We start from the raw sequence: 23724 nt of genomic DNA on the forward strand, positions 1-23724 counted from the left end.
GATGGTTTTTATTTGTTTTCTACAGAATGATTCATTTATCCAGCTATGTCTATCTTCCTTTTTAAACTACATCGACCCCTTTTGATTCGTTAAGTTTAAAGGTGTTTGGTATAATGTATAGAAAATGAGCGAGAAAAAGAGGGTTTACCATGTCTGAACATACACCAATGATGCAACAATATTTGAAAATTAAAGAGCAATATACAGACGCATTTCTATTCTTCCGTTTAGGAGATTTCTATGAAATGTTTTTTGAGGATGCGGTTAATGCATCTGCATTATTAGAAATTACGTTAACGAGCAGGGATTCAGGTGCACGAGAACGTATACCGATGTGCGGCATACCTTATCATTCCGCTACCGGATATATTGAAACATTAATCCACAAAGGTCATAAAGTAGCGATATGTGAACAAATGGAAGATCCGCGAAACGTTAAAGGAATTGTGAAACGTGAAGTCGTTAAAGTTATTACACCTGGTACATTAACGGAAGGTAAAACGATTGATGTCGAGGCCAATCATTTCATCGGTGCTATCGATAGCTTGGGCGATCAATGTTACGCATTAGCGTATCTTGATGTTGGTACTGGGGAAGGAAAAGTAGAGTTGATTGAAGGAAGTGAGCGAACGCTACTGGCAGAAATTGAAGCGCTTGGCATGAAGGAAATTATTGTTGATCAACAACTTCATGTTATTTTGGCAGAACTGTTCGAAAGCCGCGAAATTATGCTTTCAATTGAAGATACGGAGCATTCGGGGTCAATTGGTCACGATACATATGATCATCTCCCAAAAGAACTACAGGAAGCTTGCCGTAAATTGCAATCGTATCTACTTCGTATGCAAAAAATGGTTTTCGGTCATATTCGACCTTTCATTTATATAGAGAAAGATGCAAAGTTATCAATTGATGCGAACTCAATGCGAAATTTAGAGCTCGTGCAAACGATTCGGACCGGCAAAAAAGAAGGGACATTATTCTGGGTACTCGACGAAACTGTTACCGCGATGGGTGCGAGGAAGTTACGGATGTGGATTCATCAGCCTTTGGCGCAGCGCCAAGCGATTGAAGAACGTCTGGAAACTGTAAATAATTTAGTTGATGAGTATTTCTTGCGTGAAGAGTTATTAGAAGAATTACATGAAGTCTACGATGTAGAACGACTTGCGGGAAGAATTTCTATGGGCAGTGCAAGTGCACGCGATCTAGCGCAACTACGAAATTCCTTGTCACATATACCGAAACTAAAACAATTGCTTGAAGAATCGAAGCGTCCTATGTTGCAGCGTTTTGCTGATCGTATGGACCCTTGTGGGGAAACATTCCAACTATTATCAGATGCTATTGCAGTAAACCCACCGATATCTAGTAAAGACGGTGGATTAATTTTGGACGGCTATCATGAAAAGTTAGATGAGCTTCGAAATGCATCCCGTAACGGAAAGACATGGCTAGCACAGCTTGAGCAGAAAGAGCGACAACTGACGGGAATAAAAACTTTGAAAATCGGCTATAATCGGGTCTTTGGGTATTATATCGAAATTACTAAATCCAATATTCATTTAGCTGACTTATCTCGCTATGAACGTAAGCAGACACTAGCGAACGCGGAGCGATACATAACGACGGAGCTAAAAGAAAAAGAAGAACTAATTCTAAACGCGGAAGCGGACAGCCAGACATTAGAGCTGGACTTATTCCAGTCGATTCGCGAACAAGTGAAGGACGATGTACAACGAATTCAACAATTAGCTTCTGTGATTAGTGAACTGGACGTTTTGCTATCATTTGCTAAAGTGTCCGAAAAGAATCAATATGTTCGGCCAGAATTCCATACAGGGAAGGCAGTCGACATTCAAAACGGCCGGCATCCAGTCGTTGAAAAAATGATGAATCATTCACTGTATATCCCAAATTCGTGTACGCTAGCTGAAGAGGAAAATATGTTGCTTATTACGGGTCCTAATATGTCGGGTAAAAGTACGTATATGCGTCAAGTAGCTTTGACTGTAGTGATGGCTCAAATCGGTTGTTTCGTCCCTTGTGAAACGGCTACACTGCCTATTACAGATCAAATCTTCACACGAATAGGAGCAGCAGATGACGTAGCATCTGGACAGAGTACATTCATGATGGAAATGATGGAGTCTCAATATGCATTGGCTCATGCGTCGTCTCATAGCCTTTTGTTGTTTGATGAGATCGGGCGTGGCACTTCAACGTATGACGGGATGGCACTTGCACAAGCCATGATGGAATATATCCATGAGGAAATCGGAGCTAACACACTATTTTCTACACACTATCATGAACTCACACAATTGGAGGATGTATTAGATCGCTTATTAAATGTCCATGTCGCGGCCAAAGAGCAAAATGGTAAAGTCGTATTCCTTCATAAAGTATTACCCGGTGCAGCCGATCGAAGCTACGGAATTCATGTAGCTGAGCTAGCAGGTCTACCTGCCGACGTTGTGGGACGTGCGAAAACCTTATTACAGCGATTTGAAGAAGATAGTACAACGAAAGGCGTCTCTTCTGTGTCAGAGCAGCTCGCTTTGTTTGATACGGATAGTGAACCGACTGCTTCTGTGGAAACACAAAAATTACTTGATGAAATCGAAGCCGTAGATTTGATGAATATGACACCGATGCAAACGATGCAAAAAATAATGGAGTGGAAAGAACGTTTGACAACTGAGAAGAAGGGGTGAAGCGGATGAATCAAATTCACATCATGGAAGACACACTGGCCAATAAAATTGCGGCGGGAGAAGTGGTGGAACGTCCTGCTTCCATCGTCAAGGAACTAGTGGAAAATGCGATTGATGCGCAAAGTACCAAAATTGAAGTAACTCTCGTCGAAGCAGGGTTGTCTTCCATTCGAGTGACCGATAACGGCAAGGGTATGTCCGAAGAGGATGCAATCCTCTGTTTCGAAAGGCATGCTACTAGTAAAATAACTAATGAGCATGACTTGTTTCGAATACGTACGCTCGGTTTTCGCGGAGAGGCATTAGCAAGTATCGCGGCAGTATCAAAAGTATCGTTATGGACTTCGGATGGCATAGACGGGGCTGTTGTAGAGATTGAGGGCGGTAAAGTACTGAAATATCAAGCGGGGGCTTTACGAAAAGGCACAGACTTTCTTATTCAACATCTATTCTTCAACACACCAGCACGTTTGAAATATATGAAAACCATTCAGACGGAACTCGGACATACGATAGATTTATTGAATCGATTAGCACTAAGTCATCCTGACATTTCTTTTACACTCACTCACGATCATCATGAAGTTCTTAGAACATCGGGTTCAGGAGACATATTACGGGTATTATCAGATATATACGGTGTCGGAGTTGCGCGGAAAATGATACCGTTCCAAAAAGAAGATGCTGATTTCAAGGTGAAAGGTTTTATTACCCTTCCTGAGATGACACGTGCATCTAAAAATTATATTTCACTTTTAATGAATGGACGTTGGATTAAAAGCTATGCAGGAACGCAAGCAGCTATTGATGCGATGCATACGTACTTGCCTATTGGTAGGTATCCAATTGCAGTTATTGATATTACAGCAGATCCCATTTTGACAGATGTCAACGTACATCCCGCGAAGCGGCATATTCGTATTAGTAAAGAAGGAGAATTACTCTCCTTGATAAAAGGAGCAATCAGGGAGGCCATTCAAGGAGTCACTATTATCCCTGACGCTGTAAAGAAAGAAAAGTCTGTTAAAAGGGACTCAGAACAACAGACGATTTGGACACCTTCCTATCGTCGGCCTGAAGTGACGGTTCCGTTAGAAGGACGAGAAATACAACCATCCATTGTTCCTGCGGAAGAGCCTATTATAAAGCAACCCACGCCAGTCTTTCCTGAAGCTATTTTTGAACAGCAGGAAGAACCCGTGCCACAAGAGCCTATTGTCTATGAACAGGAACAGCAGGAGAAGAGTCATTTCCCTTCAATCGCACCGATCGGACAAGTTCACGGAACGTATATAGTGGCGCAAAATGAAGATGGGTTTTATTTAATCGACCAGCACGCAGCGCAAGAACGAATTAAATATGAATACTTTAAAGTGAAACTTGGCCAAGTGGATGCAGGTGAACGTCAGCAATTACTTTTGCCACTAGTTTTTCATTACTCAGCTGATGAACAAGTAAAAATAGAAGAGTGTAAAGATGCATTGGAAGAAGTCGGTGTATTTTTAGAAGCGTTCGGTCCAGCGACATATACCGTAAAAGAGTATCCTTCTTGGTTCCCTGAAGGACAAGCAACTTCGATCATAGAAGAAATGATTGAGCAAGTACTCGAGAAACGCAAAGTCGACGTCGAGAAATTGCGTGAAGAAAGCGCAATTATGATGAGTTGTAAAAAATCGATCAAAGCAAATTATTACTTAAGGCAAGAAGATATGGAACGCTTACTCACGGATCTAGGGGCTTGTCATAATCCATATACATGTCCGCATGGTCGTCCGGTATTGATCCATTTTACAACGTATGAATTGGAGAAGATGTTTAAACGAGTGATGTAACATAGCACATCAGAAAGGAGCGATTGTATGTTTTCTACATTAGAAAGATCGAGCAGAATTCAGGACTTGAGAAACTTTTCATTCGATGTTTTAGTTGTCGGTGGAGGGATCACAGGTGCAGGAATCGCATTGGATGCGGCTGCGAGAGGATTTTCGGTTGCCCTGATTGATATGCAAGACTTTGCAGCAGGAACATCTAGCCGTTCAACAAAACTGATACATGGTGGTTTACGCTATTTAAAACAATTAGAAGTGAAAATAGTGGCAGAAACGGGAAAGGAACGAGAAATCGTTTTCCGTAATTCTAGAAATATCACGAAATCAAGACCTATGCTATTGCCGATCTATCAAAAAGGAACGTATGGCAAGTACTCCACTTCTGCTGGGCTTCTCGTCTACGATTTACTAGCAGGTGTAAAGCCTGCAGAACGCCGTGAGATGTTGACGAAAGAAGAAACGGCTGAACTTGAACCATTACTGAAAAAAGAGCGGTTAAAAGGTGGCGGTCATTATGTGGAGTATCAGACGGATGATGCGCGTTTGACAATTGAGGTACTGAAGAAAGCGGCAGAAAAAGGTGCGCTTTGTCTGAACTATATGAAGTGCGAACAATTTAACTTTGAGAAAGATCGTGTCGTTGGAGCAGTCTTAAGTGATCAACTAACGGGTGAACGATTTTCCGTGGCGGCTTCAATGGTAATCAATGCATCCGGTCCATGGGTTGACGAACTACAAAAGAAAATCAGCAGCAAGCATAAAAAGCGATTACACATTACGAAAGGTGCCCATATTGTAGTAGATCAATCTATATTCCCGTTGCAACAAGCAATTTATTTTGATAACTCGGATGGCCGAATGTTATTCGCCATTCCACGGGATAATAAAACGTATATCGGTACGACTGATACATTTTATTCGGATGATAAACAGCATCCTATAGCGACAGAAGATGATATACACTACATCATTGAAGCAGTTCGCGAAATTTTCCCAAGCATTCATTTGCAACGCCAACATGTGGAATCCACATGGGCCGGCATTCGACCATTGATTGCGCAAGACGGCAAGGATGCATCTGAGATTTCAAGAAGAGATGAAGTGTGGGAAACAGTTCCTGGATTACTGACGATTGCAGGGGGAAAATTAACAGGCTATCGACAAATGGCGGAAATTGTAGTGGATCGAATTAATGAACAACTAGAAAAGCCGTCTATCAAGCCATGTGAAACGAAGAATATCCCCGTATCAGGAAGTGATTTCATAGACGATGAAGCCTTAAGGAAATTTATTGAATTACAGGCAGCACGAGCACCTCAGTTCGGATTAACTACACAGCAAGGAGCGCGTCTTGCTTCATTTTATGGAAGAAATAGTGAAAAGGTTTTTCAATTCGCCCACGCGATTTCAGCAGAGGAGAACAATTTGCCAATCAGTTTGCGTGCAGAGATCTTATATGGAATTCATCATGAAATGGTCACATCGCCAAGTGATTTCTTTATCCGCAGAAAAGGGGATCTATATTTCCAGATCGAAGTTGTGGAATCATTAGCGACACAAGTAACGGACTATATGGCAAAGCTGTTGCATTATACAGACAGTGAGAAATCTATTCATGCTAATGATTTGAAAAATGCGATTGCAGAAGCGAAAGGAAGTGCAAGTTCATGACAGACCAGTGGATTGAAATGCGTGATGGCACTAAAGTGTATAGTACAAGTTATACACCTGATACTAAGCCGGTTGCCCGTGTGCATATCATTCACGGATTGGCTGAACATAGCGGTCGCTATAAACGATTCGCAGAGTACATGCAGTCACAAGGGTATGTCGTAACGTTGCATGACCAAAGAGGTCACGGTAAGACAGCTACGGGAAACGGTTTTGTTTACGGCTATATAGGTAAGTCTGCTACATTTGACCAATTAGTAGATGATACGTTTGAAGTGAATCAAGTGTATCAACTACAATACCCAGAGCTACCGGTAGTGCTACTCGGACATAGTATGGGTTCTTTCGTTGCAAGGCGCTATATTCAGCTATACGGCTCTACGCTAAGCAAAGTCATCCTGTCGGGTACTGGAACCAATTCTGAGCTTACTGCACATGCTGCGATTGCATTGGCTTCGTATAGAGAAAATAAATTCCCAAAAGAGCAACCGGATGAGTTCTTGAACAGTTTGGTCTTCGGTAATTATTCGAAACAATTTCCTGGTGAAAGTGAATTTGCTTGGCTATCACGCGACGTGGAGAGTGTAGTTGATTACGAAGAGGACGGGGCATGTGGATTTGTGCCAACTGCTCAACTGTTTCGTGTGTTAATTGAAGGAATGAATTCATTGGAAGTGCCTGAATTCCTACTAAACATCCCGAATGAATTACCGATTTTATTACTTTCTGGCACAGATGACTTGGTCGGGGACCGTGCTAAAGGTGTATGGAAAGTAGCCAAACAATTCGATAAAGCTAATCAACAATACGTCACCGTTCAGCTATATGAAGGTGGAAGACATGAAATGCTACAAGAAACAAATTATAAACAAGTTTATACAACTATCGTGGAATGGATGAAACGACATGAACTTACCCGTTGATGTACTAGCAGTAGTAGGACCGACTGCTTCAGGGAAAACAGCGCTTAGCGTGGCACTTGCAAAACGATTTAATGGGGAAATCATTAACGGTGATGCAATGCAAGTATATAAAGAATTGGATATCGGTACGGCTAAGATTCATCATTCTGAAATGCAGGGGATCCCGCATCATTTCTTTGATGTAAAAGAACCGACAGAATCATTTTCTGTAGCGGAATATCAACTAGCTGTCAGGCAATGGATTGACGATATTCGATCACGTGGGAAACTACCTATTATTGTTGGCGGCAGTGGAATGTATGTTCAGTCGGTTTTGTTTGATTATCGATTTACAGAACAAGCAGCTAATCCTGAAGTGAGAGCGCGTTTAGAACGAGAGCTTGAAGTAGAAGGGGCAGATGTATTGCATGCGAGGTTAGCAGAATTGGATCTGAAAAGTGCAGAGAAAATTCATCCGAATAATCATAGACGTCTAGTCCGTGCACTGGAGATACTCGAAGTGACGGGCCAAACAAAACAAGACCATGAACAACAGCAAGGGAATCAACCTATGTATCACTCCTTAATTATTGGACTAGATCTTCCTAGGGAGTTACTGTATGAACGAATCGATCTGCGTGTAGAACAAATGGTTGAAGCGGGATTACTTAATGAGGTACAGCAACTCTGGAATAAAGGAATCCGTCAAACTCAATCCGTACAAGCGATAGGCTATAAAGAACTGATTTCCTACTTTGACGGACTATTGACAAAAGAGCAGGCAATAGAAGCGATAATGAAAAACACACGTAATTATGCAAAAAGGCAGCTGACCTACTTCCGTAATAAATTGCCCGTCCAGTGGGTAGATGCGAATCAATCGAGTGAAGAAATTTTCCAAATAACTTGTCAGATAATAAAGGATTATCAGAAGTAAGTATGGAATAACTAATTAATAGAGACAAGGAGGCAATTGAATGGCACAGGGAAACATGCAAGATACGTTTTTGAATTCTTTACGTAAGAACAACACTTTTGTTACAATTTTTTTACTAAATGGTTTTCAGTTGAAAGGTCTTATCAAGTCGTATGATAATTATACGGTGTTATTAGAAACAGATGGTAAACAACAGCTTATTTATAAGCATGCTATTTCTACGTATGCTCCTACAAAACCAGTTATTTTAAAAGATGAACAATAAACAGGCGCTTGCCTGTTTTTTTGTTGTCTTTCATTTGGTATATAGACTTCATCTGGTAAAATAGAATATGATCAAATGAAATGAGGTACTACACATGCAAATGACACCCATTAATGAAGAATTACTCACTACATCACAAAAAGCGGAAGAACTCATCGCTCCATATGTGAGGAAAGTAGAAGAAATTGCGTTTTTTAATCAAAGAAAAGTCTTACATGCATTCAAAAAAAATCAAGTAAGCGATTTTCATTTATCAGGTTCAACAGGTTATGGTTATGATGACAGTGGTCGTGATGTATTAGAGCAAGTGTATTCGGATGTATTCGGAGCGGAAGACTGCCTTGTAAGAAATCAAATTATTTCGGGCACGCATGCTATTACGATTAGCTTGTTTGGGGTATTGCGACCAGGTGATGAACTTCTTTATATTACAGGTAAACCATACGATACGTTGGAGTCTATCATTTCTGGCAACGGTAAAGATACGGGTTCACTTGAAGATTTCCACATTTCCTATCAGCATATTGATTTGAAAGAAGACGGTTCTGTCGATTACGAGAAAGCAAAAAAGACAATTTCGGCGAAGACGAAAGTCGTAGCAATCCAACGTTCGAAGGGCTATTCTAGCAATCCATCATTCAGAATTCATGAAATTGAAGCGATTATTAACGAGATCCGCAAAATAAAAGAAGATGTCGTGATCTTTGTAGATAATTGCTATGGAGAATTCGTGGAAATGAAAGAGCCCGTAGAAGTTGGAGCGGACCTAATGGCGGGCTCACTCATAAAAAATCCAGGTGGTGGACTTGCCCGAACAGGTGGTTACATTGCAGGCAGGAAAGACTTGGTTGAGAAGTGTGCTTATCGCATGACTTCTCCAGGCCTTGGAGCTGAAGCAGGGGCTTCACTCGATACGTTACTTGAGATGTATCAAGGATTCTTCTTAGCACCACACACAGTCAGTCAGGCGGTGAAAGGTGCGTTATTCACATCGGCATTTTTCGGTAGCTTCGGTATGGATACGACACCGCATTACAGTGAGCTCCGAACGGATTTAATTCAATCAGTGAACTTTTTAAACGCTGAGCAAATGATAGCGTTCTGTCAGATGATCCAGCAAAACTCACCAGTTAACGCGCAATATGCCCCAGAGCCATCCTACATGCCCGGTTATGCAGATGACGTCATTATGGCCGCGGGTACGTTCATTCAAGGTTCCAGTATTGAATTGACAGCTGACGGCCCAATCAGACCGCCATACACAGCATATATTCAAGGCGGATTGACGTATGAGCATGTGAAATCTGCAGTACTAGATTCAATGGAACAATTGCTTGAAAAGAAGTTGGTATAAAGAAAAAGTGTATCGAAAACCTCTTGAGGTTTCTCGATACACTTTTTTATCATTAATGAATCATCCGGAATACACCGATTACTTTTCCTAAAATGGACACTTGATCTACAATGATCGGCTCCATAGAAGAGTTTTCTGGTTGGAGTCTAAAATAATCTTTTTCTTTAAAGAAACGTTTAACGGTTGATTCATCTTCTTCTGTCATAGCTACGACAATTTCACCATTGCTTGCAGAGTGCGTTTGTCTAACAATCACACGGTCTCCGTTTAGGATGCCGGCTTCAATCATGCTATCTCCTACAATCTCCAACATAAAAATTTCATCCTCTGAAGAACCAAATGTATCCGGCAATGGGAAGTACTCCTCAATATTTTCAATCGTCGTAATTGGATTGCCTGCTGTAACTTTACCAATCAACGGAACATGCATAACGCCATTTTTTAATTCATCTAACCCTTCTGGATCCAAAACTTCGATAGCACGAGGTTTTGTCGGGTCCCTGCGTATAAAACCTTTACTCTCGAGCCGTGATAAGTGACCGTGAACCGTAGAACTTGATGCAAGTCCTACAGCTTCTCCAATTTCACGAACGGAAGGGGGATAACCTTTTAAACGCACTTCATCTTTTATGAAAGCAAGTATTTCTTCTTGTCTTTTTGATATTTTCTTCAACAAATTCACCTCTTCTACTAGTTTGCGAGCAATGGTATACTGAACCACTATTTTGAATATAGTATAACATGTGTTCGATTACTAATCAAACAAAGGTTCTAATTTTACTTGACATGGAATCATACGTTCTCTTATAATTAAGAACAAGTATTCCGAACGTGTATTCTTAATGTACGAATTAGAGGAGGAGTTACAATGGAGTTTATAAAAGAATTTATCAAAAACAATTATTATTTCGCAGTATTAATAGCGGTTTGTGTATCTTTCGCTTGGGTTCAATTCGATAAGATTGCGGAGGAAGATCACTATATGGAAATCGTTATTAATGAAGGAGATACACTATGGCAGCTGGCTTCTAACTACTCAGAAGATATACCGACCACCCACTGGATCGAACAAGTACGTTCATTAAACGAATTACCTACTGATCAAATCGTTTCAGGTGAATTACTACGTGTGCCTGTTAAAATTAATAAACAAACAGATATCCGGGTAGCTGAAATTGGAGTGGGATCTAAATGACAGAAAAGAAATGTGTAATATACTGCCGTGTGAGTACAGAAAAAGAAACACAAGAACAATCTATTGTAAGACAGCAGGAAGAACTTGAAAAATTAGCTACTGAGCTATCTTATGAATGTGTGGGAGTCTATACTGATCGGCAAAGTGGATATGATATGGATCGTGAAGGTCTTCTATCCATGTTGGATCAAATCCAAAACGATACTGTGGATGCGGTATTCATTCAGGATGAAACGCGATTAGGACGTGGGAATGCTAGGGTTGCGATTTTGCATGTAATTGCTAAAAGTGAAGCGACTGTAATTACCAATCATTCAAATGGTACGATAGAGCTGAATGAAATGGATTCAATGTTACTAGAAATTCTTGCAATCGTAGAAGAATATCAACGAAAACTACATAATGCAAAGATACGTAGAGGAATGAAGCGTGCTGTTGACAGAGGCTTTGATCCATCGAAAAATTTGCGAAATATTGACCAAGGGCCGGGACGTGAAAGACTAGAGCTTCCGATAGAAGAAATTGTCTCTCTTCGTAACAAAGGTCTCACATACGAAGAAATTGCAACCGTATTAAATGGTTTAGGTCATTCGGTTAGCAAAGCAACAGTTCATAGAAGATATAAAGAGTTTATCGCACAGGAACACTAATAGGTTGCACTTTTCCTTCAGGTTGTTTACATTTTATTAAACGACTAACTTATGGAGGTTTTTAAAGATGCTACCGGAAAAGAAAATAAAACGTATTAATGAATTGGCGAATAAAAAGAAAACAACAGGATTATCGATTGAAGAAGCAAAAGAACAGACACAGCTAAGAAAGGAATACTTGGAAACATTCCGTTCAAGTATGCGTGAAACCATTGAATCAGTCAAAGTAGTAGATCCAGAAGGAAATGATGTAACACCTGAAAAAGTCAAACAGGCAAGAGAGAACCAAAAGCCGTTAAATTGATGATAGGCAAAGGATTAACATTGTAATTAACTCTGGAATTGACTACACTAGAGAAGGAATACGTACTATAAAACACTCATAAGAGGCAGGATGGAAAGGATGTACAGCATGACCGAAAAAATCGATCAACTGGCAATAACGACAATCCGAACATTATCAATCGATGCGATTGAAAAAGCAAATTCTGGTCACCCGGGATTACCAATGGGTGCAGCACCGATGGCTTACACATTATGGACGCAACATTTACATCATAACCCATCAAACCCTCAATGGTTCAATCGTGACCGTTTCGTACTTTCAGCAGGACACGGCTCGATGTTACTCTACAGCTTGCTGCATCTAAGCGGCTACGGCTTGACAATTGAGGACATAAAGAATTTCAGACAATGGGATTCAAAAACCCCAGGACATCCAGAGTATGGACATACAGTAGGAGTTGAAGCGACGACAGGGCCGCTTGGACAAGGAATTGGTATGGCTGTAGGCATGGCAATGGCTGAAAAACATCTAGCCGCAACATATAACAAACCTGGTTTTGATATTGTCGATCACTACACTTATGCATTATGCGGAGACGGAGATTTGATGGAAGGTGTAGCGGCAGAGGCAATCTCTATGGCGGGTCACCTTCAATTAAATAAACTGATTGTGCTATATGATAGTAACGACATTTCTTTAGATGGCGATTTGGATATGTCATTCTCAGAAAACATTAGAAAGCGTTTTGAATCATATGGCTGGAACTATGCACGTGTAGAAGACGGCAATGATACAAAATCCGTTTCTGATGCAATTGAAAAAGCAAAAGGTAATACAGGCGGGCCGACAATCATTGAAGTGAAAACTGTGATCGGCTATGGTTCGCCAAACAAGTCTGGTAAAGCAGATGCACACGGTGCACCTTTAGGTGAAGATGAAATGGCACTTACGAAAGAGTATTATAAGTGGACATTCGAAGAGGACTTCTATGTACCTGAAGAAGTCTATGACCGCTTTAATTCAGCGACTGATCAATTGGGTGTTCAATCAGAGCAACAATGGAATGAATTATTCGCAAGCTATGAAAATGAACATAAAGAATTAGCAGCACAGTTTAAACAAGCAATTGCAAATGAACTTCCAGGCGATTTAAAAGAACAAATGCCAGTTTATGAAGCAGGTGCTTCTGTTGCGACTCGTTCAGCATCTGGAGAATCAATCAATGCCCTTGCAAAAGCAATACCTGCTTTATTCGGTGGTAGTGCGGATCTTGCCGGTTCAAATAAGACGACGATTAAAAACGCGGAAGATTTTTCTGCCGAAAACTATTCAGGTCGTAATATCTGGTTTGGTGTGCGTGAGTTCGCGATGGGTACTGCTCTTAACGGCATGACGCTTCACGGTGGAGTGAAAGTATTTGGCGGAACATTTTTCGTGTTTAGCGACTATGTACGTCCTGCTATCCGTCTGTCAGCATTAATGGGCTTACCTGTAACATATGTCTTTACACATGACAGTGTGGCGGTTGGAGAAGATGGACCTACTCATGAACCTGTTGAACAATTGGCTTCATTACGTGCAATGCCTGGATTATCTATCATCCGTCCTGCGGATGGAAACGAAACATCTGCAGCATGGCATATAGCTGCCACTTCGAAAGACACACCGACAGTCTTAGTACTGTCTAGACAAAACCTTGAAGTATTACCGAAATCACAAGAACTTGCTATGCAATATGTACCAAAAGGTGCGTATGTCGTATCACCTGCTACTAAAGAACAAGCGGACGGTTTACTGCTTGCAAGCGGTTCAGAGGTTAGTCTTGCAGTTGAAGCCCAGAAAGCACTTAAAGAACAGAATATTGACGTCAGTGTTGTTTCTATGCCTTCATGGGATCTGTTTGAAAAGCAGGATCAAGCATATAAAGATTCAGTACTTCCAAAGAATATTAAAAAGAGAGTAGCGATCGAGATGGGAGCTTCCCTCGGCTGGCATAAATACACAGGCGATGAAGGAACTGTCATGGCAATCGATACATTCGGTGCGAGTGCGCCTGGCGACTTAGTCATTGAAAAGTATGGTTTTACTGTAGATAATGTTGTAAAAGAAATGACAAATCTATTAAATAATTAATTATACGCAACACACGGCTCTTACTATGTCAGAGCCGTGTATTTTTTTGCGCAGCTTTACGACAATAATAGTGATGAAGTTTTCCGCAAACTGACACGATTTACTTAAGACAAGTTCTATGATAGATAGTAGGAGGTGTTCGTTATGAGGAAGTATGAAATATTTAAGATTAAGTCAGCGTATCAATCCTTCATAATGGGGCGTGAACGTTTATTATTTGAGCTACTAACAGTAGGCCCTTCTACGAATTATCAAGAAATTGAATATTTATGTGATCAGTTGAATCAGAGGGAACTGGATAGCATCATTCAGAATACCCTAGGGAAAAATTTTGATGAACTGGATTCATATCATAATGAATATCGATTAACACACTTAATCAAGGGAGAGGTCTTCATTAAAATGGGTACACACAGTATAGAAGTGTACTGTCAAGGTTCACGAATGTTGGACTTAGATTTATTTGTAGCATTATCATCTTCTACAGATCGTTTTTTTGCAGTCATGAATGAACAGGAAGAATGCGGGTGGCTCAAACCACTTAAACACTCTGAGCGCATGATTTTAGAAAATACGATGATGTAAAAACTTCCGCACAATTTGCGTACAGTCATTGCTATTCACTGCCGCTATGTTGTATAATCCTTCTTGGTAGTATGTAATCGAACTATTTTTATGAGGGAGGTTTGGCAGTAATGACTTTATGGATAGCAATTTTATTGATCGTCGTCGCTTTGATCGGCGGAGTAGCACTCGGCTTTTTCATAGCACGTAAATATATGATGAATTATTTGAAGGAAAATCCGCCAATTAATGAGCAAATGTTACGTATGATGATGATGCAAATGGGACAGAAACCTTCTCAAAAGAAAATTAATCAAATGATGGCTCAGATGAACAAGGTTCAAGATAAGCCTGCTAAAAAAAAATAAGTAAAACTCCGTGATCAGCAAATTTGCTAACACGGAGCTTTTTAATTTTTGCTGAATAATAGTATATTTAATATAAACGGAATCGATTTAAAAATTTTTGAACTGTTTGTAGATATTCATCGGGATTATCATTGTACGATTTGGCATGTGCCCCTTTGGCGAACAGCTTCATCATTTTATCGCCTTCTTTTAATTCGTATAACTCTTCTGTCATTCGCGGCAAGATAAAGGTATCTTCCATGCTGTGTATAAATAATACGGGCTTATCGATGAATTTCATCACTTCGCGAGGAGAAACCGCTGCAGAAGTATAGCCATCACGAATCTTCAAAAATAAATTGGCGATTCGTAAGCTCATGGAAGTTTTAAACGGCATCTCTGTACGAATGATATGCAATAGTTGCTCTGAGAAATCTGAAAATGGACAATCAGATATATAGAAATCTGCTTCATCCTCGTACGTACCTGCATATAACAGCGTAGTGGCTGCTCCCATGGATTCCCCATGAATGCCAATCAATGCACGCTTCCCGACACGTTTACGAACAGCTGTCACGACTTCTTTCAAATCCATTTTTTCATAAAATCCAAAACTTGTTGTTTTTCCACCTGAATCACCGTGCCGCCGATGGTCAAAAATAACGGAATTAAATCCTAAACGTTCAAACAGACGGGCATATTTGATAGAGTTTACTTTGTTTTCCGTTACGCCATGGCAGATAACCACCGTTCTCGTTGTATCTAAAGGCCGCAAGAAAATCGCGCGTAAGTTATAGCCGTTAGGTGATGGAATCCAAATATTATCTTTTCTTACGGTTTCAAACCATTGATGATCGAAGCGTTTAGCAATCATCTCGCGCTGCAAAATAAATTCCGAATCTTTTATTTTTAAATACATCATTCGATTTGTGACAAGAATTCCGAAAATGGTTAGAAACGCTGTAATAATACTTGATACTATGCCGATAATATACATTACTCTACGTTTCATCAAAATCCCCCTTCCTATTTCCTTTTATATAACTTATACATGGCGGTTTCAACAGGACGTGACAAATAATGTGCGACCTATTCTACTGAAGCACATATTTTATCCATAACAACTCCTGTATCTATCTCGACAGATGGCAATAGATATAACACGTCCTCCGTTGCGACATTCCCTGCAGCGTCGGGTACAAAAGAACAGCCGACAAGTCCGCCTGCAGAGGGATCGAATCGGTCAACATCCGCTTGTAAAGAGGCGTAAATATTAGTTAATCCTAATTTACAGGGACCATGGAAATGTACTGTAACCAAATTATTCGGGAACTGAATTAGTTAGTTTTTAAAATAAAGTAAAATTTGCTATAGGATTTGCCATACCCTCAGTATCTGCCACACTTAATTCATCTACACCTATCTCGACAAACTTTTCGCAAAGGGGCAGAGTTTGCTCTGGCGAAATAAATCCTTCATACGGACAGTGAAATGCTGTAGAGATACAGGCTCTGACAAAATGATGTTCTAATTTGAGGTGATTAACAATCGGTCGTAGCATCTCCACGCTCTCTGCAGTAGAGCGATTGATAGTATGTTGATTCAAGGTATTCCTTACACCTACAAAGACTGCTACACTATTTATTTCAGTTTTTAGGGCATTCTCAACCCCACGTGCATTCAGCGTGAGAACAAGTTGCCTGCCTTGTTTGTGTATCTGGTCTATACTCTTTTTGGAATTAGACATTTACGGAACCCACTTACGTGATACAAAAGAAGTCGCTTCCATTTCCTGTATACTTGCTTGCTGTAAAGAATGTATAAAAACTAATTTTTGATCAGTTGGAATATTATTTTTTTCATTTTGTAAACCATCAAACGGTCCAACCTCGATTAACGTCACGTTTTTTGGTAAACTATACATACGCATCTCTCCCTCAATCTATTGTACGTAATATAAGCGAATAAGAGCAATGTAAAACCCTTGGCAATTAATTGGATAAAAACAATATAATGCGACCCTTTTATCAAATAGAAAGTAGTGATTATTATGGCGAAAAAACAACGAAAAGCACCAAGTAACCAAAAGAACAGTACGGTAGAAGATTCAGCAACTTCACTTTCAGATTTAATGAGCGATGATATGTTAGCAAAATTAAAAGGAATGAAGCAGGAAATGAAAGCGGAAGAAGAAATGAAATTGGAACAAGAAAAAGAAAAACGTATTCAAGAGCGCAAAGAACGTGAAAAAAATAAAAGCTTTGAAGAATTACTTGAGGAATATGGATATGATGGAACGAAGTATTAAGAAAATTATATAAGTAGGTGTAGAATTGGATTTAGTAGTTAGATGGGTGGCATAAACAAGCCTTTTACAAAGGAGAGGGATCAATGAAGTTTTTGTATATTACGTATCGTGATCAACTGGATATTCAATTAGGACTTACTTCCGAACATCTTTTGAAACGTGTTCATTCAGCACCTATTGAGCATCCAATAGTTTATTGGGTGCAAAGGAATTTAGAAATTGTTGAAAAACTCGGTCCTGTTATATATTATGACGTACCTAAAGAAAAGGTAGAAACTTTTTATAATACATTACTAGATGCGCATGCAGAAAAATCCAAGACCTCTCCAAGACCGTGGAAGTATTTGCCGATCCCAACAGGAGAGCAGTATGTTTTCCCGATTGCGCAATATGAAAAAGAATATGGAATCACATATTATGAATCAATTTATAAATACATAACCGTTCTCGGAGTCATATTAAATATCTTTGACTTTAAGGCTAATCAATTACTTATATACATTCAATGAGAACGAAGAACGTATCCAGGAGGATGTAAAATGAAACAGATTGATGTTAGGCTTTATGAGTACTTACTAGAAAAACTTCCTGAAATTACCGCTTCTTGGCTAGCGATGAGAAAAGTAGAAAAAAATTCAATTTATTCGCTTAGTGCTCATCCGGAAATGGAAGAAACACTTCGGGAACAAAATAAATTAACGAATTTAACAGTCATTAGCAGTCTACTTGATGATCCGGAGATATTTGAGAAAAATAAAATGAAATGGGCAGCCGTTGTCGCACTCAGCAGAGTAAACAGCAATACCCCTATAGAAGAAGTAATAAAGGCTTTGAGTAAGCTTCGTATAACTTACTGGCACCTCATTGAGAAGTTTCAGCTAGTGAATGCAGATGAGATTAAACTTGAAGATTATATGCGGTGGAGTGAAACGCTTAATAATGCTTTCGATCAGATTTATATTGACTTTGCAGAAACTTATAATGAATATATCAATAGCAAGTTCGATGTTCAACAAAGTTTGATTAATGAATTGAGCACACCAGTCATTAAAATTACCGATGCAATTGGAGTAGTGCCGTTAATTGGGGAAATGGATGAACTACGGGCACGCATGATGTTGGAAAGTATTCCTAAAAAAAGTTTAGAGGCGGACATTGAACATTTATTCATTGACTTATCAGGAGTTACCGTAATTGATACACTGGTAGCCCAACAAATTTTCCAAGTGACAAAAGTATTATCTTTATTAGGAACGAGTTGCACAATTACGGGCATCTTACCGGCAATTGCTCAAGCTTCGACAGAGCTTGGTTTAGATTTTACGAATATCCAAACATTTAGTTCCTTGCAATTAGCATTATCGAAAGAATTTTTAATCATAGAACAGTAAAAACCAAGTCACTTTATAAAGTGACTTGGTTTTTTTAAGGCTTATTTATGTTTTTCTTGGAAGTCGAGCATGAATTTCTGCAAGGCCTGACATGCTTCAACTGGTACTGCGTTATAAGCAGATGCACGACATCCGCCTACGGAACGATGGCCGTTCAGACCGACGAATCCAGCCTCTTTGGCTTCTTGCAAGAATTGTTTTTCTAAGTCTTCATCCGCTACACGAAACGTGATGTTCATCGATGAACGACTGTCTTTTTCGGCATGTCCTGTGTAGAAACCATTGCTGTTGTCAATCACGTCATAGATCAAGTTCGCTTTTTCTTCATTTCGTTTTGCGATCTTTTCCAAGCCGCCTTGTTGTTGCATCCAATCTAGAACTTCACCCAACATATAAATGCCGAAAGATGGTGGTGTGTTATATAAAGAGTTACTTGACGAATGTGTACTATACTTCAAAATAGCTGGAATTCCGCTATTGGCATGATCTAACAAGTCCTTGCGAATAATCGCAACTGTAACACCTGAAGGTCCTAAGTTCTTTTGTGCACCAGCGTAGATCATACCGAACTTACTGACATCAACTGGTCTTGACAGAATATCACTTGACATATCTGCGATCAACGGGACATTTCCGGTGGAAGGAAAATCGTGGAATTGCGTACCGAAAATGGTGTTATTCGATGTAATATGCACGTATGCATCTGTATCTTCAAATGTAATTTCTTCAGAAGATGGGACGCGATTATAATTCATACTTTTTGTAGAAGCTGCTTCGTATACTTCACCGATAGTTTTAGCTTCTTTAAGTGCCTTGTCTGACCATGCGCCTGACATGATATAGCTCGCTTTTTTACCTTCTGTTAAAAAGTTCATTGGTACCATCGCAAATTGTAAACTAGCACCACCTTGCAGGAATAGAACTTCATAGTTTTCAGGTATTGCGAATAACGAACGCAAACGTTCAATTGCTTGATTATGTACTTGTTCATAAGTAGCACTGCGGTGACTCATTTCCATAATAGACATTCCTGATTCTTTAAAATCCACTAATTCAGCTTGTGCTTTTTCTAGAACTTCGTGTGGAAGAGCGGATGGACCCGCGTTAAAATTATAGACAGATTTTTGATTACTCAACAAACTCACTCCTTCATTAGTTTACAACTCTAAAGTAAAGTATATATGAAAAATCATACATGGGGAATAGCTATCTGCCAATTCACAATAAATTACTCAAATCGGTAAGACATTCGTCTTGTTTGTTTCGTTAAGAAAGTGGGTAAATTGTAATCAAGTACTATCTATATAATTATGTAGAGTATAGCTTTCATAAAGCCGAAACGAGGGAGATTATGTGAAAACAGATGGACGCAGAAAAAGTTCAAATGTAGAAGATCGAAGAGGGAAGGGAGGCGGAGGTGCGATCGCATTAGGCGGTGGTGGTCTTGGAATTGTCGGTATTATATTATTTCTTATTTTAGGCGGAAATCCAACTGATTTATTAGATAATAGCTCAGCAGTACCCAATCAGCCATATGTGGAAACCGAACAAGACAAAGAATTAGCAGACTTTGTTTCGGTTGTGCTTGCGGATACAGAAGATATTTGGTCTGAGTTATTTGCTCAACAAGGAATTCAGTATGAGAACCCTACACTAGTTCTTTATTCAGGACAAGTGGATACAGCCTGTGGATACGGAAGTGCAGCTGCAGGACCGTTTTATTGTCCGGGTGACCAAAAATTATATATTGACTTAGCATTTTATAATGAGTTACAGAGTACATTTAAAGCGCCTGGCGATTTTGCAATGGCCTATGTAGTAGCGCACGAAGTAGGGCATCACGTGCAAACGCTACTTGGTATTTCAGATCAAGTTATGCCACTTCGTCAAAAGATGAGTGAAGAGGAATTTAACAAATATTTAGTGAGATTCGAGTTACAGGCAGATTACTTTGCGGGTGTATGGGCTCATCATGCAAAAGGTCGCGGGTACTTGGAGCAAGGAGATTTACAGGAAGCGATTACTGCCGCAGGTGCAGTTGGTGACGATACCATTCAAAAACGTGCAAGAGGGTATGTTGTTCCAGAGAGTTTCACACACGGTACAGCAAAGCAACGAATTTACTGGTTCGAACATGGTTTTGAATTAGGAACGATTGACGGTGGTGACACATTTAATCAAACGGAAAAATAAAAATCGCGAAGAGGTTGGGACAGAACAGAAAAAACGTAAGGGGAATAGTGAGTCCTTTACGCTTTTTTCTGTTCTTATCAGTAAATATTTTTTTAGAGTAACAGAGTGTGCCTTTCGGAGTGCAGGGAAAGGGGGTGAGATAGTTATATCCCAGCCTCTTCGCGATTTTTTTACTTCGTTGCGGCTATAGCAGGTTCAGCTGGAATTACACCTTCTTGTTGTTCATTGCGTAGTCTTTTAATATCCACTCGTATGAGTAACGAAATCACTAAAGCGACTACGAATAAGCCAGCGAAGAACAATAAGCTGCTTTCGTAACTACCTGTCGTATCTTTCATCCATGCAGCAAACATCGGTCCCGCCACACCAGCAGCAGACCATGCCGTCAAAATATAACCGTGGATCGCACCGAGTTGCTTCGTTCCAAAAATATCACCGATATACGCTGGTATAGAAGAGAAACCTCCACCGTAGCACGTATAGATCACAGCTAGAATGACTTGGAATATAATTGCATTGGTAGTGAACGGTAAAACGGTGAACAGAACAAGCTGAATGACAAAGAACGTGGTATACGTATTTGGACGACCGATGTAATCTGAAATTGTAGCCCAGCCAAGCCTTCCAGCTCCGTTAAAGATACCTAGTACACCAACTAGTGCGGCTGCTTGAACAGTCGTCATACCGATACTGTCAATTGCCATAGGTTTGGCAGCGGATAGAATCGCAATACCGCATGTGACGTTAATAAAGAGCATTAGCCATAAATAATAAAAGCGTTTCGTTTTGACTGCTTGATTTGCTGTCAGTTGAGCAAGATCTTCTTTGACATCTCTTTTACCTGAATGAATTTTTTCAATAAACCCTGGCGGTGCCCACCCTTCTTCGGGCTTTTCTAGATAAAGGGAAGAGAGCAACATAATGAGGAAATACGATACACCTAGTATATAAAAAGTGTTTTGTAAGCCCACGTTGCCGATCAAGTACTCCATAATTGGACTACTGATGGCTGCAGCGAATCCGAAGCCCATGATAGCCAGTCCTGTAGCTAACCCCCTACGGTCGGGGAACCATTTGACGAGCGTGGAGACGGGTGCAATATAACCCACCCCTAAGCCAATTCCGCCGAGCATGCCGTAAAAGACATATAGCATAGGTAATGAAGACATCCCTACTGCGAGTCCAGACCCTGTCACTCCTATACCGAAGAATGTAGCCGCAAGTAAACCTGCTTTTCTCGGACCATACTTCTCTACAAAGTGACCTAAGAAAGCAGCTGATAAACCAAGAAATAAAATGGCTATACTAAACGTCAGCTGTACTTGGCTTGTGGTCCACCCAAATTCTTCAATGAGTGGATTGGTGAAGTTACTCCAGGCGTAAACAGATCCGATGGAAATATGAATACCTACTGCAGATAACGCGATCAGCCATCTGTTCTTCGTTTTTCTCATTCGTTGTCCTCCTTTTTAACAAAACTCTTCCACAGCTCTAATTCTCGTAACTGGAGACATTCACTAGCCGGTATTATAAAAAAATAGTGGCCATACTTGTTCGTCATCCTATGGTGAAAAAAGAATGCAATTAAACAGTTATTGGAATACAACATAGGATTAAGGAGTATAATAATGACGTTTCACAAAATTGTCAATATTATTTTATTCAGTAGTCGAAAAACAATTAATAGCATCCATGACAATTCTTTCAGGATGTGTGTAGACGTTAAAAGAATTTCCACGAATGAATCCGACAGTGGTTATTCCCAAATCGTCCGCTAAGCTCAAAGCTAATTCAGTAGGTGCAGATTTGGATAATACAATTTCACAACCGATTTTAGCGACTTTAAGTAAAATTTCAGAGGAGATTCGTCCACTAAATACAATGATTTTATCTCGAACGGAAATATTGTTCTTCAAACAATGACCATAAATTTTATCTAACGCATTATGACGACCGATATCCATCCGAGATACTAGCAATTGATTAGGCGCACATAATGCAGCATTATGAACGCCACCAGTATGTCGGAACATTTCTGCTTGTTCTTCCATTTGGTTCATCAAGGAAAATATTTGTACAGGCGTTAGTTGAACAGAAATGCTGTCCATCTTTTTCGCTGTCAATGCGTCGTTGGCAAAGATAAATCCTTGTCTGCTCATGCCGCAGCAAGAAGTGATATACCGTTTATTTTGCAATTGTTCAAAGAAGGGATAGACTTTGTCTGTATCAATGTAAATAAAGCCATTGTCCAGATCAAGTCGAATGTCTTTGATTTGTTCCCACTTCGGCACTATTCCTTCTGAAGCCAAGAATCCTACAGTCATATCCTCGATATATTCTGGAGTACATACAATCGTTGCAAATTCTTTGTTGTTTAGTTTAATGGTGATTGCATATTCAACGGCGACCGAATCTTCTTTTTCAAAGACTTTTCCATCTTGAAATCGAATAATGGATCGTTGTTGTTGCTGTTCCATAATTCTTCCTCCCTTTTAGTCAATCGGTCGATCGAATAAAAATACTGAAACTGCAATATCATCATCAATTTTAAAATCGCTGAATAAATGCAGGAACTTTGCGTCGACTAATCGCTCTAATTCTTCTGGCGGCTTTTGTGCATAGACTGCCTGAATCATGCTTGTTCGTGCATGGTGGACCATCTTTTTTCCTTCTGGCGTTCCCGCTATAAACTTCTCTGTCGGAGTTAAATTACCGTAGAGTGTAGAAACTGCCATATTATCAATAAATAGTGTATGAATTCTTTCGGGACCTTTGCCAAATAAGTCTTTTCGTAATTTACGGATGATATCATTAAACTCATGAATTTTCTTCATAAGACACTTCCTTTTCATTTTTACAGAATAATCTAACTATTTGAGAATAGCCATTGTATTGTACGCTTTATTACTTTATACTAAATACATAACAGATGGAAATCTAGTATGTGATTGCTAGAGGTTCATCAACCTACTTGTAATAGTA

The 23724-nt window shown here is 39.8% G+C and carries 25 protein-coding genes; 17 read left to right on the top strand and 8 right to left on the bottom strand.

The annotated features are described in order from the left end of the window. The first annotated feature begins 149 nt into the window (after nucleotides 1-149). The 7 genes from mutS to CSV61_RS03440 all read left to right on the top strand — a co-directional run bounded on the left by mutS (nucleotide 150) and on the right by CSV61_RS03440 (nucleotide 9675). Entirely contained in the window at nucleotides 150-2717 is a 2568-nt protein-coding gene (gene mutS, locus CSV61_RS03410; RefSeq protein WP_099638103.1) for a DNA mismatch repair protein MutS, read from the top strand. A 5-nt stretch (nucleotides 2718-2722) separates the two neighbouring features. Then, nucleotides 2723-4549, top strand: coding sequence for a DNA mismatch repair endonuclease MutL (gene mutL / locus CSV61_RS03415; protein WP_099638104.1), 1827 nt, complete (start codon nucleotides 2723-2725; stop codon nucleotides 4547-4549). Between the two features lie 27 nt (nucleotides 4550-4576). Beyond that, on the top strand, nucleotides 4577-6217 hold the full coding sequence (locus CSV61_RS03420; protein WP_099638105.1) for a glycerol-3-phosphate dehydrogenase/oxidase: 1641 nt from the start codon (nucleotides 4577-4579) through the stop codon (nucleotides 6215-6217). Next, complete coding sequence (locus tag CSV61_RS03425; RefSeq protein WP_099638106.1) at nucleotides 6214-7140, top strand: alpha/beta hydrolase; 927 nt, start codon at nucleotides 6214-6216, stop codon at nucleotides 7138-7140. Before CSV61_RS03420 ends, CSV61_RS03425 begins: the two co-directional genes overlap by 4 nt. Further along, nucleotides 7124-8056: a tRNA (adenosine(37)-N6)-dimethylallyltransferase MiaA gene (gene miaA / locus CSV61_RS03430; RefSeq protein WP_099638107.1), complete on the top strand. Its 933-nt coding sequence runs from the start codon at nucleotides 7124-7126 to the stop codon at nucleotides 8054-8056. Before CSV61_RS03425 ends, miaA begins: the two co-directional genes overlap by 17 nt. A 40-nt stretch (nucleotides 8057-8096) precedes the next feature. Beyond that, nucleotides 8097-8321 carry an RNA chaperone Hfq gene (hfq, locus tag CSV61_RS03435; RefSeq protein WP_083035503.1) on the top strand — a complete coding sequence of 75 codons (225 nt, stop codon included), beginning with the start codon at nucleotides 8097-8099 and terminating at the stop codon, nucleotides 8319-8321. Between the two features lie 94 nt (nucleotides 8322-8415). Beyond that, on the top strand, nucleotides 8416-9675 hold the full coding sequence (locus CSV61_RS03440) for a methionine gamma-lyase family protein (RefSeq protein WP_099638108.1): 1260 nt from the start codon (nucleotides 8416-8418) through the stop codon (nucleotides 9673-9675). A 52-nt stretch (nucleotides 9676-9727) separates the two neighbouring features. Here the strand turns inward: CSV61_RS03440 and lexA are convergent, their stop codons facing one another. Further along, entirely contained in the window at nucleotides 9728-10348 is a 621-nt protein-coding gene (gene lexA / locus CSV61_RS03445; protein WP_083035505.1) for a transcriptional repressor LexA, read from the bottom strand. A 195-nt stretch (nucleotides 10349-10543) separates the two neighbouring features. On the opposite strand from lexA, the gene yneA reads away from it, so the two are divergent. The 6 genes from yneA to CSV61_RS03475 all read left to right on the top strand — a co-directional run bounded on the left by yneA (nucleotide 10544) and on the right by CSV61_RS03475 (nucleotide 14871). Beyond that, nucleotides 10544-10870, top strand: a complete 327-nt coding sequence (gene yneA / locus CSV61_RS03450; RefSeq protein ID WP_099638109.1) for a cell division suppressor protein YneA — start codon at nucleotides 10544-10546, stop codon at nucleotides 10868-10870. Next, nucleotides 10867-11520, top strand: coding sequence for a YneB family resolvase-like protein (locus CSV61_RS03455; RefSeq protein WP_083035507.1), 654 nt, complete (start codon nucleotides 10867-10869; stop codon nucleotides 11518-11520). The genes yneA and CSV61_RS03455 overlap by 4 nt, the downstream gene beginning before the upstream one ends. 67 nt (nucleotides 11521-11587) lie before the next feature. Continuing rightward, a complete protein-coding gene (locus tag CSV61_RS03460; protein WP_099638110.1) occupies nucleotides 11588-11824 on the top strand; it encodes a DUF896 domain-containing protein in 237 nt (78 codons plus the stop codon). 108 nt (nucleotides 11825-11932) lie between these two features. After that, nucleotides 11933-13939 (top strand): transketolase, encoded by a 2007-nt coding sequence (gene tkt, locus CSV61_RS03465; RefSeq protein WP_099638111.1) that lies wholly within the window; start codon nucleotides 11933-11935, stop codon nucleotides 13937-13939. Between the two features lie 144 nt (nucleotides 13940-14083). Beyond that, nucleotides 14084-14524, top strand: coding sequence for a sporulation inhibitor of replication protein SirA (gene sirA, locus CSV61_RS03470; protein WP_083035510.1), 441 nt, complete (start codon nucleotides 14084-14086; stop codon nucleotides 14522-14524). Between the two features lie 110 nt (nucleotides 14525-14634). After that, nucleotides 14635-14871, top strand: a complete 237-nt coding sequence (locus CSV61_RS03475; RefSeq protein WP_083035511.1) for a YneF family protein — start codon at nucleotides 14635-14637, stop codon at nucleotides 14869-14871. Nucleotides 14872-14938: 67 nt separating this feature from the next. Here the strand turns inward: CSV61_RS03475 and CSV61_RS03480 are convergent, their stop codons facing one another. The 3 genes from CSV61_RS03480 to CSV61_RS17340 form a co-directional block, all read right to left on the bottom strand. Then, on the bottom strand, nucleotides 14939-15862 hold the full coding sequence (locus CSV61_RS03480; RefSeq protein WP_099638112.1) for an alpha/beta hydrolase: 924 nt from the start codon (nucleotides 15860-15862) through the stop codon (nucleotides 14939-14941). Nucleotides 15863-16198: 336 nt separating this feature from the next. Continuing rightward, the gene (locus CSV61_RS17335) at nucleotides 16199-16597 is read right to left on the bottom strand and encodes a beta/alpha barrel domain-containing protein (RefSeq protein ID WP_369824275.1); all 399 of its coding nucleotides are present in this window, start codon (nucleotides 16595-16597) and stop codon (nucleotides 16199-16201) included. Beyond that, nucleotides 16598-16774, bottom strand: coding sequence for a hypothetical protein (locus tag CSV61_RS17340; protein WP_369824276.1), 177 nt, complete (start codon nucleotides 16772-16774; stop codon nucleotides 16598-16600). It lies immediately after the preceding gene. 126 nt (nucleotides 16775-16900) lie between these two features. Here CSV61_RS17340 and CSV61_RS03490 point away from each other — a divergent pair, with 126 nt between their 5' ends. From CSV61_RS03490 to CSV61_RS03500, 3 genes are all read left to right on the top strand, one after another. After that, nucleotides 16901-17158, top strand: a complete 258-nt coding sequence (locus tag CSV61_RS03490) for a YqkE family protein (RefSeq protein WP_099638113.1) — start codon at nucleotides 16901-16903, stop codon at nucleotides 17156-17158. An 83-nt stretch (nucleotides 17159-17241) separates the two neighbouring features. Next, nucleotides 17242-17667 carry a hypothetical protein gene (locus CSV61_RS03495; protein WP_099638114.1) on the top strand — a complete coding sequence of 142 codons (426 nt, stop codon included), beginning with the start codon at nucleotides 17242-17244 and terminating at the stop codon, nucleotides 17665-17667. Nucleotides 17668-17697: 30 nt separating this feature from the next. Beyond that, nucleotides 17698-18549, top strand: a complete 852-nt coding sequence (locus CSV61_RS03500) for an STAS domain-containing protein (protein WP_099638115.1) — start codon at nucleotides 17698-17700, stop codon at nucleotides 18547-18549. A 41-nt stretch (nucleotides 18550-18590) separates the two neighbouring features. On the opposite strand, the gene serC is transcribed toward CSV61_RS03500, so the two are convergent. After that, a complete protein-coding gene (gene serC, locus CSV61_RS03505) occupies nucleotides 18591-19688 on the bottom strand; it encodes a 3-phosphoserine/phosphohydroxythreonine transaminase (RefSeq protein WP_099638116.1) in 1098 nt (365 codons plus the stop codon). 214 nt (nucleotides 19689-19902) lie between these two features. Here serC and ypfJ point away from each other — a divergent pair, with 214 nt between their 5' ends. Next, nucleotides 19903-20742: a KPN_02809 family neutral zinc metallopeptidase gene (gene ypfJ, locus CSV61_RS03510; RefSeq protein WP_099638117.1), complete on the top strand. Its 840-nt coding sequence runs from the start codon at nucleotides 19903-19905 to the stop codon at nucleotides 20740-20742. A gap of 170 nt (nucleotides 20743-20912) precedes the next feature. Here ypfJ and CSV61_RS03515 read toward each other — a convergent pair whose 3' ends face one another. The 3 genes from CSV61_RS03515 to CSV61_RS03525 all read right to left on the bottom strand — a co-directional run bounded on the left by CSV61_RS03515 (nucleotide 20913) and on the right by CSV61_RS03525 (nucleotide 23576). Beyond that, the gene (locus tag CSV61_RS03515; RefSeq protein WP_099638118.1) at nucleotides 20913-22196 is read right to left on the bottom strand and encodes an L-lactate MFS transporter; all 1284 of its coding nucleotides are present in this window, start codon (nucleotides 22194-22196) and stop codon (nucleotides 20913-20915) included. A 204-nt stretch (nucleotides 22197-22400) separates the two neighbouring features. Beyond that, on the bottom strand, nucleotides 22401-23219 hold the full coding sequence (gene fdhD / locus CSV61_RS03520) for a formate dehydrogenase accessory sulfurtransferase FdhD (RefSeq protein WP_099638119.1): 819 nt from the start codon (nucleotides 23217-23219) through the stop codon (nucleotides 22401-22403). Between the two features lie 15 nt (nucleotides 23220-23234). Continuing rightward, nucleotides 23235-23576 (bottom strand): Na-translocating system protein MpsC family protein, encoded by a 342-nt coding sequence (locus tag CSV61_RS03525; RefSeq protein ID WP_099638120.1) that lies wholly within the window; start codon nucleotides 23574-23576, stop codon nucleotides 23235-23237. Nucleotides 23577-23724 lie beyond the last annotated feature (148 nt).

Origin of the sequence: Sporosarcina sp. P3 (assembly GCF_002743415.1) — a bacterium.
GTDB lineage: Bacteria > Bacillota > Bacilli > Bacillales_A > Planococcaceae > Sporosarcina > Sporosarcina ureae_A.